General features: G+C 49.5%; 11 protein-coding genes. 8 read left to right on the top strand and 3 right to left on the bottom strand.

Annotated features, from left to right (window positions below):
• The first annotated feature begins 122 nt into the window (after window positions 1-122).
• From MHN31_RS13360 to MHN31_RS13340, 5 genes are all read left to right on the top strand, one after another.
• On the top strand, window positions 123-2,033 hold the full coding sequence (locus MHN31_RS13360; RefSeq protein ID WP_239444476.1) for an FAD-dependent oxidoreductase: 1,911 nt from the start codon (window positions 123-125) through the stop codon (window positions 2,031-2,033).
• 331 nt (window positions 2,034-2,364) lie between these two features.
• Window positions 2,365-3,054, top strand: a complete 690-nt coding sequence (locus tag MHN31_RS13355; protein WP_125558844.1) for a DUF3313 family protein — start codon at window positions 2,365-2,367, stop codon at window positions 3,052-3,054.
• A 12-nt stretch (window positions 3,055-3,066) separates the two neighbouring features.
• A complete protein-coding gene (locus MHN31_RS13350; protein WP_228553263.1) occupies window positions 3,067-4,134 on the top strand; it encodes an efflux RND transporter periplasmic adaptor subunit in 1,068 nt (355 codons plus the stop codon).
• Window positions 4,131-7,187, top strand: coding sequence for an efflux RND transporter permease subunit (locus tag MHN31_RS13345; protein WP_138537373.1), 3,057 nt, complete (start codon window positions 4,131-4,133; stop codon window positions 7,185-7,187). Before MHN31_RS13350 ends, MHN31_RS13345 begins: the two co-directional genes overlap by 4 nt.
• A 159-nt stretch (window positions 7,188-7,346) precedes the next feature.
• On the top strand, window positions 7,347-7,832 hold the full coding sequence (locus MHN31_RS13340; protein WP_010383719.1) for a DUF3016 domain-containing protein: 486 nt from the start codon (window positions 7,347-7,349) through the stop codon (window positions 7,830-7,832).
• Window positions 7,833-7,859: 27 nt separating this feature from the next.
• Here the strand turns inward: MHN31_RS13340 and MHN31_RS13335 are convergent, their stop codons facing one another.
• Window positions 7,860-8,153 (bottom strand): hypothetical protein, encoded by a 294-nt coding sequence (locus MHN31_RS13335; protein WP_010383718.1) that lies wholly within the window; start codon window positions 8,151-8,153, stop codon window positions 7,860-7,862.
• 72 nt (window positions 8,154-8,225) lie between these two features.
• On the opposite strand from MHN31_RS13335, the gene MHN31_RS13330 reads away from it, so the two are divergent.
• Window positions 8,226-8,423, top strand: coding sequence for a hypothetical protein (locus tag MHN31_RS13330; RefSeq protein WP_040644570.1), 198 nt, complete (start codon window positions 8,226-8,228; stop codon window positions 8,421-8,423).
• A gap of 55 nt (window positions 8,424-8,478) precedes the next feature.
• Here the strand turns inward: MHN31_RS13330 and epmB are convergent, their stop codons facing one another.
• The gene (gene epmB / locus MHN31_RS13325) at window positions 8,479-9,498 is read right to left on the bottom strand and encodes an EF-P beta-lysylation protein EpmB (RefSeq protein ID WP_239444475.1); all 1,020 of its coding nucleotides are present in this window, start codon (window positions 9,496-9,498) and stop codon (window positions 8,479-8,481) included.
• A gap of 41 nt (window positions 9,499-9,539) precedes the next feature.
• On the opposite strand from epmB, the gene efp reads away from it, so the two are divergent.
• Both efp and epmA read left to right on the top strand, forming a co-directional pair.
• Complete coding sequence (gene efp, locus MHN31_RS13320) at window positions 9,540-10,106, top strand: elongation factor P (RefSeq protein WP_010383714.1); 567 nt, start codon at window positions 9,540-9,542, stop codon at window positions 10,104-10,106.
• 104 nt (window positions 10,107-10,210) lie between these two features.
• Complete coding sequence (epmA, locus tag MHN31_RS13315; protein ID WP_239444474.1) at window positions 10,211-11,209, top strand: elongation factor P--(R)-beta-lysine ligase; 999 nt, start codon at window positions 10,211-10,213, stop codon at window positions 11,207-11,209.
• A gap of 20 nt (window positions 11,210-11,229) precedes the next feature.
• Here epmA and MHN31_RS13310 read toward each other — a convergent pair whose 3' ends face one another.
• Window positions 11,230-12,447 (bottom strand): methyl-accepting chemotaxis protein, encoded by a 1,218-nt coding sequence (locus MHN31_RS13310; RefSeq protein WP_239444473.1) that lies wholly within the window; start codon window positions 12,445-12,447, stop codon window positions 11,230-11,232.
• Between the last annotated feature and the right edge of the window lie 12 nt (window positions 12,448-12,459).

The raw sequence follows: 12,459 nt of genomic DNA, 5'->3' as shown, positions 1-12,459 counted from the left end.
TGGGTAGTAGGGATAAATTATTTTTCCAGACCTCCAGGTCGGCTCTCAATGGAGCGACAGTGTAACCTTGCCATTGTGTGTATCGAGTTGGCCTGGAGCAGGTGTTTATTAAGGAGCAACTCATGGCAGAACACCAATCACGCGCACGTTTTTTTCAACAGCACCCCAAAGCCAGAGCCCATGCTGCGCTCGATGACGCGACCAATCAGCAGCTTAAAGTCACACCGGGTCCGGTGACCCTGACCAAACACAAATATCAGGGCAAGAAAGCGGTGATCATTGGCGCGGGTGTATCCGGCCTGACGACGGCCTACGAATTGTTAGCGCAACAGTCGGGTATGGAAGTAACGGTACTGGAAGCACAAAACCGCACCGGGGGACGTTGTTTGAGTCTGCGCACTGGGGATACCTTAATTGAAGATGTTGACAGTCAGCTGTTTCATTCTAAACCCGGACAGCCACAGGTGGTGCGTTTTGACCGACCTCAGGGTGATGCAGAACCTTATCTCAATGCAGGTCCTGGCCGCATTCCCTCCAGCCACAAACGTCTGCTGTCTTATCTGAAGCAATTCAGTGTGGATGTGGAAGTCTATGTCATGAACAGCGAGTCGAACTTAGTGCAGATGTCAGACAGCTTTGCGGGTTTGCCGCTGGTTTATCGCCGTCTTGATCACAATACCCGGGGGTGGCTGGCTCAGATGGTGTTTGAAAATGCTGAGCAGCTGATCAAAACCACTGAATGTGGCGTGAGCACACAGGATATTGAGCGTCGTGCCCAGCAATTGAGGGAGTTAATGATCAGTTTTGGTGAGCTGGTACCCAGTGGTCCCAATGAGGGGAAATACGTTGTGACGGCGGGTGAAGATGGCATGGAAAATGGCCGCTCTCGTGCGGGCTACACTGAATTGCCAGGCGTGGATGCCGGAACGATTGCGGAGCCTTTGAGTTTCGACAGCTTACTTGGCTCAGAGTTTTGGGACAAAACACGTTTTTATCAGCCTGTTGATTTCCTCTGGCAGTCGACGCTGTTTCAGCCGGTCGGCGGGATGGATCAGGTGCAGCATGCCTTTGCCCAGCAAGTCGCTACTCTGGGTGGCACCATTTTGTTGAACAGTCCGGTAAAACAGATTGACTGGGATGCATCGCGTCAGCAGTTTGCGATTTCTATCGCGAAAGTAGGTACTGACGATCTTGACGTTGTTTATGCGGATTACTGCTTCAGCAACATGGCCATGCCTTTCTTGAAAGAGATCTTGTCAGAAACGCTTCAGGATCCAAATAGCCAGGTGGGCCTCAACAGCGAATTTAAATCTGCATTACAGGCTGTCTATCAGTCTCAGTTTGTCGATGATCATGGCGGCTACAAGGCTAAGTTCCTGGCATGTACGACCAAAGTGGGTTGGCAGGCAGATCGTTATTTATGGCAGGGTAGTCAGGTTAAAGAAGTGCATGATGATTGTGCGAACGTTGACGTGTTGAGTGTGCCGGACTCTGAAATTGGTGTAGTGCCTATCTTTGGCGGGATCTCCTGGACGGACAACGATATTACACAGATCTGGTATCCCTCCACGGCCTACCATGATCAAAAAGGCGTACTCACCGGAGCCTATAACTTCTCTGAAATTGCTTATGAGTGGGGTAAGTTACCGGTGCAGGCGCGTCTGGACAAAGCGCGTGAAGGTGCGAAGTTGTTCGGTCAGGCATTTGGTGATGGTCTGGAGCATGGTCTGGCGATTGCCTGGCAAAATATGCCATATATCAAAGGTGGCTGGGCCCAGTGGCATGTGGTCGGCGATCAGGCTGTACACCATTTCAACGTATTGGCGCAGGGCAGTGCAGTGAAAGCGGCAGACGGCAGTGAAACACAACCCAACTTCTTCATTGTTGGTGATCAGCTTTCGTCTTTACCTGGTTGGCAGGAGGGGGCTATTGCTGCGGCACTAAATGCGCTTAATCGCATGGAGCGCCCGGATTTAGCGATCCCGCATCTGGCATGTTTACCAGATACGCGTTTGATTGTTGAAGGCGTTTAACTCGCATTCCAATCCATAATATGGATGCGCGAGCCTTAGGTGGGAGAAGACTCAGGGTCCCGGACTTTGGGTTCGCGCTTTGTGAATTGCAAGAGCTGGGGGCAACAAAAATGACTAAAGGCTGTGCCACATCATTCGTCCCCAGATAAGGAAAAGTGGCGCGGTAATTTGAACCATTATTGGTAATTGTTGCCACACACTGGCAAAAGGCTGCTATTTTTAAAAGAGGCTCATGACCCAGCTGTGAAAACATCATTTAACACCTTAGATCAGACTGTTGCGCGGGACTGATGTATTAAATACAGATTGAATATCAAACGGAGACTTGGCGATGCGTCACATTGCGATCTGGGCTATCCTGGCCCTGTTCATTACCGGTTGCGCCAGCACCCAGCAGACAACACGCTCAGGGTTTTTACCCGATTATCAGCGTTTAAAACCCTCTGATACGTATCCCGATACCGCGTTGTACGTATCGGAACAGCTTAAAAATGGTGCTTTGAAACAGATACGCACCATTTACCTGCCACATTTTGAAGTATGGCTGCAACTCAATGACGAAGCCAAAGTTTCGCTCAGCCCGGCAGATGTGGCCAAATTAAGTATCTATATGCAGGCCCAGCTGCAACAAAAGCTCTCTGTGCATTATCAGGTTTTGCTTGAGCAGCCACAGGTGCTTGGTCCGGATGTACTGACGATCCGCGGTGCGTTTACGCAAATTGAATTTGCACCGAGTGAAATGGAAGTACGCGACTTTATTCCGGTTCGCCTGGTATATAGCGCCGGCAAAAGTGCCTATCTGATGGCAACCGAACAGTCAGAGGTTGTGACATCTGTGTCACTGGAGAGCATGTTTTATTTGGGGGACAGTCAGGAACCTGTTCTGATGATGTCTGCCCACAAAGCGGTAGAGTCAGTCGTAAAGCAAAATGGCGATGAAAATGCCCAGGCTGTAAAAGCCGTACTCGACGTCTGGATAGATAATTTTGTTACAGCAATCAGTAAATCAAAAACGATATAGTGGTGATCACCTATGATAAGAAAGCACACCTTCCTTTTAGCCGGCGTTATGGCGACTGTTCTGTCCGCGTGCTCTGAGCCACAGACCACGGCTGATAAAGCACCACAATTGCGGCCAGTGAGAACGATCGAGCTCAGTGTTAATAATTTTGGGCCGCTTCAGGAATTTCCGGCTGTGGTTGATGCAGCCAGCACCGCTGATCTGTCGTTCAAAGTGTCTGGAGAATTGACGCACTTGAATGTAAAACAAGGCCAGGAAGTGACGCAAGGAGATGTGATAGCAAAGGTAGATGATACCGACTACAAACTAGCGGTGGAGGAAGCGCAAGCGGCTTTTGAAAAAGCAGAAGCCGATTTTAAGCGGGGTGAGCAACTGATTGTGACCGGGACCATCAGTCAGTCAGATTATGATCTGCTTAAATCGCAATTTGCCAGTGCCAAAACGAAGCTGGCCAATGCCAGAAACAACCTGAACTATACCCAGCTCAGGGCGTCATTCTCGGGGATTGTTGCGCGCACACATGTTGAACAATTCGAAGAAGTGCAGGCCAAGCAAGTCGTGGCGACTTTACAGGACATAGAGCATATTAATCTGAAGGTAAATGTACCGGAAAGTATTATGATCCACGTCAGCAAAGACACACCGAAGCAGGTATTTGCAGAATTTGCGGCGATAGAAGGCAAGCGCTTTGAACTGACTTTTGTAGAGGTCAGTACCCAGGCCGATGAGGTGACAAAAACCTATGAGGTCACGCTCGGCATGTTACCTCCTCCCGGATATAACATTTTGCCGGGAATGACGGCCAAAGTCATGGCCAGTGCACCCAGTGAAGCGTTATCCCGCCTCTATTTGCCTTTATCTACGGTGCTGAAAGACGACAAAGGCCACTATGTGTGGACGGTTACCTCGCTCGGTGACGGCAAAGGTAAAGTGACCAAAACGCCGGTGCAGATTGGAGAGGTCTCTTCGCTGGGCTTCCCGGTGATCTCCGGTGTGACAGCAGGCACACACGTGGTGACCGCAGGTATGAGTAAAGTGACCGATCAGCAGGTTGTGAAATTCCAGGGAGGTCGTGAGTGAACATCACCCGATTAGCATTAGAGAATAATCGCACAACCTGGGTTTTGATTTTTGCCCTGGTGTTTTTCGGCATCGTGGCGTTCAATAAGATGCCTAAAGACTATGATCCTGGCTTTATTATCAGAACCGCACAGGTTGTTACTTACTTTCCCGGTGCAAGCCCGCAGCGGGTTGAAGAACTGGTAACCGACAAAATTGAAAAGGTGGTACAGCAAATTCCGGAGCTGGACTTTGTTAAAAGTACTTCTAAAACCGGTGTTTCGATCGTCAGTGTTAATATCAAAGAAAGCTACAAGGAAATGCGGCCTATCTGGGATAATTTACGCCGCAAGATTGAAACCGTCGAAAATGACCTCCCCAGCGATGCGCAAAAACCCATAGTAAACGACGAATTTGGCGATGTGTTTGGCGTTGTCATCGGGCTGACTGCGGAGGGTTACTCCTATCGTGAGATGGAAGAAGTGGCCGAGCAGGTCAGAGATGAGCTGCTGAGGTTGCCGGAAGCCGCAAAAGTCGACATTTTCGGTGCACAGGAGCAGCGCGTCTTCATTGAATTTGAAAATGCCAAACTAGCATCACTCGGGATTTCGCCCGGACAACTGAAAGATCAACTGGCAGCGCGCAATATTGTTAATCCAGGCGGCTCCATTTTTATTGATGATGAAACCTTGGCGCTTGAGCCCAGTGGTAACTTTGAATCGGTGGAAGACATTGCCGGTACCATCATTAATATCACAGGGTCAGAGCAGGTGATCCTGCTCAGTGATATCGCCCGGGTGTACCGCGATTATGTCGACCCAGCAAAGGTTAAAGTGCGAGTGGCAGACAAAGAGGGGATGACGATTGCCATTTCCATGCGCCACGGCGGTAATAACCTGCTGTTGGGTGAGCAAGTACTCGATGCGATCCATTATCTTGAATCTGTTTACCCGATAGGGGTGGACTTTAAGCTACTGTCATTTCTACCGCGAGAGGTTGAGCAAAAGGTTGATGATTTTGTGTCGAACCTGATCCAGGCGGTACTGGTGGTGACCGTGGTGATGCTGTTCAGCTTGGGCTTGCGAACTGGGTTGATAGTCGCCAGCCTGATCCCAATGAGCATGGTATTCGGCATACTGGCGATGTCCTTTTTTGACATCAGCATCGATCAGATCTCGCTGGCTGCGCTGATCATTGCGCTGGGCATGCTGGTTGATAACGGGATTGTGATGTCAGAAAGCATCATGGTGCAGATGGAACGAGGCAAGTCCGCGGTTGATGCTGCGGTTGACTCGGCAGATGAGCTAAAAGTGCCGCTGCTGGTGTCTTCGTTGACCACAGGTGCTGCGTTTTTACCGATTTTTCTGGCAGAATCCGCCACGGGAGAATACACCGCATCCCTGTTCAAAGTGGTGACTATTACCTTATTGTGCTCCTGGTTACTGGCAATGACTATGATCCCCATGCTGTGTGTGCTGTTTACTCGGGTTAAATCCCAAGCCGCCAATTACGATGCAGGTATCTATTTAACTTATAAACAGATCCTGATGGGGCTGATTAAGCATCGTTGGATGACACTTGCCGGGTGTGTATTGATGTTTTTCCTGGCATTGCAGGGATTACAGTTGGTGCCTAAGTTGTTTTTCCCGCCCTCAGACCGAGACTACTTTAAAGTCGAATTGGAGCTACCCATTGGCACACGCCTGAGTGCGACTGAAGCTATGGTTAAAGATATGGAAGCCTTCTTACTGCGCGACCTCAAAGTCAACGAAACACGTGAACAAGGGGTTACCGATTGGGTGTCGTATGTGGGTAATGGTGGTCCCAGGTTCCTGCTGACGCATACGCCGGAACCGGCCAGCTCAAACTATGCGTTGATGATAGTCTCGACCACCTCATATCGGCATATTGATGAGCTGATGGCAAAAATCGAGACATATGCATTACAGCGTCATCCCGATTTGCTCATCAAGCAGCGTAAGATAGAAAACGGCTCACCCATCGATAACCCGGTTGAAGTACGCTTATCTGGCAGTGATATCGACGTGCTGACGGGACTGGTCAATGAGCTTAAAGCACAAATGCGTAACACACCGGGATTGAAAGCCGTGAGTGACGATTGGGGTTTGCCAATCAAGAAATTACAGATCAAAATCAATCAGACGCGCGCGCGGCGTGCGGGTGTCTCTAGTAAAGACATAGCAAGTTCACTGCAAACCGGTCTCAGTGGTCTGGAGCTCACCCGTTATCGCGAAGGGGATGAGCTTATTCCGGTCACTTTGCGTTCGGTGGCTGCTGACAGACAGGATATCGGTAAGCTGGAAGCCATGGTGGTGTACTCTCAGGCTTCGGGTAAATCGGTGCCGCTGAAGCAGGTAGCTGATATTGAAGTGGTGTGGGAGAACGCCCAGATCTTGCGGCGTGACCGCCTGAAGTCGGTCACTGTGGGCGCTCAGCTGGACGGTATAACCGCTGATGAAGGCTTTTCTAAACTTAAGCCCTGGCTGGAGGAGCAACAAAAATCCTGGCCGTTTGGCTACAGCTATGAGCTGGGTGGTGAAGCCGAATCTTCTGGTAAAGCGAATCAGTCTATCGCTGAGAAAATGCCAATAGCAGTCTTCATTATCGTGATTTTGTTGGTCGGTCAGTTCAATTCATTGCGTAAGTCGGCCATTGTGCTGACAACGGTTCCTCTGGGCTTTATTGGGGTGGTTGCTGGGTTGCTGATTGGGCAGTCATTTTTTGGCTTTATGACCTTACTGGGGATCATCTCATTGGCGGGCATTGTGATTAACAACGCCATTGTATTACTGGAGCGGATTAAGTACGAGTTGGATCAGGGAGACGACCCGGTCCTGGCGATTATTCAGGCCGCGCAACAGCGCATGCGTCCTATTTTGCTTACCACAGCCACGACTGTATTGGGTCTGGTGCCGCTTTACCTGGGTGGTGGAGAAATGTGGGAGCCTATGGCACTGGCCATTATGGGGGGCTTGTTGTTTTCAACTATACTGACATTAGGCGTTGTGCCCGTGTTATATGCGCTGTTGTATCGCATTTCGGTGAAGTCGTAACGCACGAGATAGATACCAGTCCGCTAAAGTCAGTGGATTGGTATCAATTTGTCGTCAAATGTTACCTTTCATTGCGCGTTCAGCAAAAAATGCAGACTATTTAGAGGTTGAATGTATCAATGCGACCGCAGATGGGTTGGCAATCGTGAGGAGAAGACCATGAAATGTTTACATGTAATTACGCTAGTTTGCTTGAGTCCGTTGGCTGCGCTGGCAGGAGAAGCGAATGTCACGTGGCGAGACTTTAATGATTATCGTGATGTGGTACCGGCCAATGAAAGTAAAGCGGGCTATCACAAACGGATTGCCTCACAATTTGAAAAGCACCTGAGTAAGTTGATGGCCAAGGCACCTGATGGCTACCAGCTAAATATCACTTTTGATGATATTGATCTGGCGGGTGATGTGCGCTTCAACATGCATGATATTCGTATTGTGAAGCCCATTTTCTTCCCACGCCTTAAGATAAGCTATACGCTGACCGATAATAATGGCGCAGTTGTGGCACAGGCGCAGGAGAAGGTGCTGAAAGATCTGTCTTTTATGGATCGGGTGCGAACGGGACGAGACAGTGAGTTTTACTACGACAAACGACTGCTAAGTGCGTGGTACAAAAATGAGATTGCGGCAAAAGAGCAAGGATGATGCTGCCATTGCCGAACTTACATGCACTTACTTGAAAGTCGCAAGTAATTGGATCAGCTGTTGTAGCTTGAAGACTGCCTTTTTCAGTTGCGCCTCGTCTAGCTGCTGCGCCTGACCCAATGCTTCGACGTCCGCTGCAACATCAAGCACGTAAGGCTTGAAACGTTTGGCGGCAAAATCAAAGCCGGCGTCTTCAGGAAATAGCGCCTGGAATTTTCCGTGACCTTGCTGCTGTAGTTCGTCTAATTTTTTATCGGCATCAAGTGCTTGACGGTAAACGAGTTTTAGATTTTCATTCAGCTTTTCGATAACGGCTTGCATATTTTTCCTAAAGACTTACGGGAATTGGCCGATATTGTACTTGGATCCATCAATCTTGTCAGGTATAAGCTTATGAATATATCCGGAAGTAACCTACCTGCTATGTCTGGGACGGGGCAAAGCGGCGAAGTAATGAGCGCGCAGCTAGCCAAAAAGCAGCAAAAAGCAGATGGACAAGCCGCCCTGGCCTTAATTGAGTCTGCTGGTAATTCAGCACCAGCAAAATCAACCACGGCCACTATGGGCAACAATATCAACGTCTACGTGTAGGCGCTGATAGATTGCGCCCGACTTGAATATGTAAGCATTTTGCTTATGTGCAGTATCAGGCTGGGCTCAGTCCCAAATCAATCGGCGTCTTACTTGGTTCGCCGCCGATTTCTCTTACCAATTTGGGTACCAAAAACCCGGGGAGCGCTTCGAGCAAGTCATGCATGAGCGAAATAGCGGTTTGCTCCGTCACATCAAAGTGACTCGCACCTTCCACTTTATCCAGCACATGCAGGTAGTAAGGTAATACATCCGCGCTAAATAGCGCCTCACTCAGTGCTTGTTGTGCATCCAGAGTGTCGTTAATTCCTTTCAATAAGACTGCCTGGTTTAACAACATCACCCCAGCGCGTCGCAGCTTTTGCATGGCCGCTGAAAAGTGCACATCTATTTCATTGGCATGATTAATGTGGTTGACCAGCACGGGTTTCAGGCGACTATGACTCAGGGTTTCGCACAGTGTATCTGTCACTCTGGCTGGGATCACCACAGGTAATCGGGTGTGTATTCTCAGGCGTGTCAGATGGGGAATATCACTGAGCTGCTCAAGCAGCCAAGCCAGCATGTCATCTTTGGCCATCAGCGGATCGCCACCACTTAAAATGACCTCATTTATCTCAGGGTGTGCATTCAGATAATCGAAAACTGGCTGCAAAGCGCGCTTGTTGAGCTGATTATCCTGATACGGAAAATGGCGACGAAAGCAGTAACGGCAGTTTACTGCACAGCCGGTTTTCAGCATTAACAGCACTCTGGAACGGTATTTATGTAGTAGCCCGGGCAGCGCAGCCTGCTGTTCGTCGAGCGGATCTTTGTTAAAACCGGCTTTGGCCAGGAATTCCTGATGCTGAGGGAGCACTTGCAGCAGTAAGGGATCCTGTGCATCTCCATAACGCATTTTAGCGATGAAGGGGCGTGGAACTCTTAGTGGAAACAAACGTTTAGCGGCTAAGTCCTGTTCACTAAAATGGTTCTCCAGGCCAACCAGCCTGAGCAACTCATCCGCACTGGTGACGACATTCGCCAATTCTTTTTGCCAGTTAGTCTGCAAATTTACTTCATTTATTTGTATCATTAGCGGGTTTATTACTCGAAATACAAAGATTAGAGGATACGATGGCGAATTATAGCACCAACGAATTCAAGGGCGGCCTAAAAATTATGATCGATGGAGAACCTTGCTCCATCCTGGAAAATGAAGTGGTCAAGCCCGGTAAGGGCCAGGCGTTTAACCGCGTTAAGATCCGTAAGCTGATCTCAGGTAAAGTTTTAGAGAAAACTTTTAAGTCTGGTGAATCGGTTGAAGGTGCGGACGTCATGGACACAGATCTGGCTTATCTGTACACAGATGGTGAGTTCTGGCACTTTATGAACAACGAAACCTTTGAGCAGATCGCGGCAGATGAAAAAGCACTGGGTGAAGCGGTAAAATGGTTGGTTGAAAACGATGTATGTACTATCACGCTTTGGAACGGTAACCCCATTGCCGTTACTCCACCTAACTTCGTCGAGCTGGAAATCACAGAAACAGATCCTGGCCTGAAAGGCGATACAGCCGGTACCGGTGGTAAGCCTGCGACATTGAGCACAGGTGCTGTGGTACGCGTACCTCTGTTTGTACAAATTGGTGAAGTGATCAAAGTAGATACGCGCAGCGGCGAATATGTGAGTCGTGTAAAGTAAGCGAATATACTTTGTGGCCTGGCCGCGCTTAAATCAAGCGGACTGGGACTGACAAGTTACCTATAGATCCCGGCTATTGCCGGGATTTTTTGTCTGGAGTTATTATGAGTCATTCAGCGCCTGATCCGGTCTCTGATATTGTTTGGGCACCCAGTGCCAGTATTGATACTTTGCGTCAGCGTGCCGGGATCCTCGCTAAAATTCGCACTTTCTTCGCTGAGCGTGAGGTATTGGAAGTCGAAACCCCCAGTCTGTCACAAGCTTCGGTGACGGATGTACATCTTGCGTCGTTCGCAACCACCTTTGTCGGCCCGGGTCACGCCACTGGCACGCCGTTATATCTGCAAACCTCACCTGAGTTTGCCATGAAGCGCCTGTTAGCGGCGGGCAGTGGCGCAATTTACCAGGTTGGCAAAGCCTTTCGAAATGAAGAATCTGGCCGACATCACAACCCTGAGTTTACGATGCTGGAATGGTATCGACCCGGGTTCGATGAGTTTAGGCTCATGACGGAAGTCAATGACTTGATGCAGGCCATCCTGGGTTGCCCTGAAGCCGAGTCATTGAGCTATCAGCAGGCCTTTATTACCCATCTGGGCCTGGACCCGCTGAGTGCCTCAATGGAGGAATTGAGGCAACTGGCCAGCCAGCGTGGCCATGCGCACGTTGCTGAGCAAGAGCAACATCGTGATACGCTGCTGCAATTGCTGTTTTGTATGGAGATTGAACCTTTGATTGGCCTGCAGGCGCCCTGTTTTGTCTACCATTTTCCTGCTTCTCAGGCTGCGCTGGCGCAACTCAATGATAAGGATCCCAGAGTCGCTGGTCGGTTTGAACTCTATTATCGTGGTATGGAGTTGGCCAATGGCTTTAACGAATTAACCGACGGCGTTGAGCAAAGTGCCCGCTTTGATGAAGATAATGCGCAGCGCATAGCGATGGGGCTGGCCCCTGTGGCCAAAGATGCGCGCTTTTTGGCTGCGCTGACACAAGGATTACCGGCCTGCGCCGGCGTTGCATTAGGGGTCGATCGTCTGGTGATGCTGGCGACCGGAAAGAAACAGCTTAAAGAAGTGATAGCATTTGACGTCGACAGGGCGTAAGCCGGGACCTGAGCAGGCCCTCAGACGAAGCGTTTGAGTTCCTGCTGGGTTTGCGTGGAGCGCTGCTGTGCATCCTGACAATCTTGTAATGCTGCATCAATCTGTGATTTGGCGGATTGGCCGAGCTCAACAATGCGGTGTACTGACTCGTGGGTGTGCTGCTGAGTTGATTCAAGCTGATGGACGGCACTGACAATTTCTTCCAACTGGGACTGGTTGCGCTCAAAGTCCTCAGACATATCGGCAAACCCCTGAGAGGTGGTGCGGATGGCCTGTTCTGCAGAGCTGGAATGATCTATCAGTTGTTCTGATTCCTGATGAGTCTCGCCCACTAACACATCCATTTGGTTAATAAAATCACTGATCTGACGGGTGGCATCGTTAACTTTGACCGACAGATTGCGCACTTCATCGGCCACCACGGCAAAACCACGACCCGCTTCTCCAGCTCGTGCTGCTTCAATGGCGGCATTGAGCGCTAACAAGTTGGTCTGATCGGAGAACTCTTCGACCATTTTCAAAATACTGCGAATGTTCTCACTGTTTTCTTTTAATCCGGCAACGGTGGATGAAAAGCTGCCCAACAGGTGGGTAATTTGCTGAACCTCTTTAACCAGGGTACTCAACGATTGTGAAGAGCCACGCACAAAATGCAGACTTTCTGTATTGGCCTGATAAACCTGATCGGTGTTGTGCACTATGCTTTGCAGGCTATGCGTAACCTGATCGCTGGCTGCGATAATGGTGTCGCCCTGATCTATTTGTTGACTACCCAGTAAAGCGGTTTGCTTCATGGAGTCGGTGACCTGCTGATTGCTGCGGTTCGCCGCTTCGGCGCTTTGATAGGTCGCAGCCAGCAACTCGCTCAGATGCTGCGTAAAGGTATTGTATTGCTCGCTGAGGTCACGGAATTCGTCATACGTGAATTGTGGCAGTCTGGCAGTGAGATCGCCGTCCTGACGGTTGATCTGTTCTAGCGTGTCGCGCATAGCCTGTACTGGGCGGACAATCAGGTAGCGCATATAGAAAAAGGTGAAGATAAAGGCGCCAACCGATATCAAAGCCAGTAACCAGAAAACCCCGGTAGAGCTGCTTTGCTCAGCCTGTTCACTGTGCAGCCACACTAATGTGATGATTTGAAAAACTAACAAAAACCCCAGATTGCCAAAAATCTTGCGGGTCAGGGTGAAGAACAAAGATTCTTCGATCAAATTATAGATGCGCATGTACAAACTCATATTAGGCTCTTC

Origin of the sequence: Pseudoalteromonas sp. McH1-42 (genome assembly GCF_022347845.1) — a bacterium.
Lineage (GTDB): Bacteria > Pseudomonadota > Gammaproteobacteria > Enterobacterales > Alteromonadaceae > Pseudoalteromonas > Pseudoalteromonas rubra_D.
This window is presented reverse-complemented; position numbering and strand designations above follow the sequence as displayed.

Bases quoted from the DNA above. Each gene is read 5' to 3' on its own strand.
- MHN31_RS13360 (WP_239444476.1), top strand. From the start codon at position 123: ATGGCAGAACACCAATCACGCGCACGTTTTTTTCAACAGCACCCCAAA.
- MHN31_RS13355 (WP_125558844.1), top strand. From the start codon at position 2,365: ATGCGTCACATTGCGATCTGGGCTATCCTGGCCCTGTTCATTACCGGT.
- MHN31_RS13350 (WP_228553263.1), top strand. From the start codon at position 3,067: ATGATAAGAAAGCACACCTTCCTTTTAGCCGGCGTTATGGCGACTGTT.
- MHN31_RS13340 (WP_010383719.1), top strand. From the start codon at position 7,347: ATGAAATGTTTACATGTAATTACGCTAGTTTGCTTGAGTCCGTTGGCT.
- MHN31_RS13335 (WP_010383718.1), bottom strand. From the start codon at position 8,153: ATGCAAGCCGTTATCGAAAAGCTGAATGAAAATCTAAAACTCGTTTAC.
- MHN31_RS13330 (WP_040644570.1), top strand. From the start codon at position 8,226: ATGAATATATCCGGAAGTAACCTACCTGCTATGTCTGGGACGGGGCAA.
- epmB (WP_239444475.1), bottom strand. From the start codon at position 9,498: ATGATACAAATAAATGAAGTAAATTTGCAGACTAACTGGCAAAAAGAA.
- efp (WP_010383714.1), top strand. From the start codon at position 9,540: ATGGCGAATTATAGCACCAACGAATTCAAGGGCGGCCTAAAAATTATG.
- epmA (WP_239444474.1), top strand. From the start codon at position 10,211: ATGAGTCATTCAGCGCCTGATCCGGTCTCTGATATTGTTTGGGCACCC.
- MHN31_RS13310 (WP_239444473.1), bottom strand. From the start codon at position 12,447: ATGAGTTTGTACATGCGCATCTATAATTTGATCGAAGAATCTTTGTTC.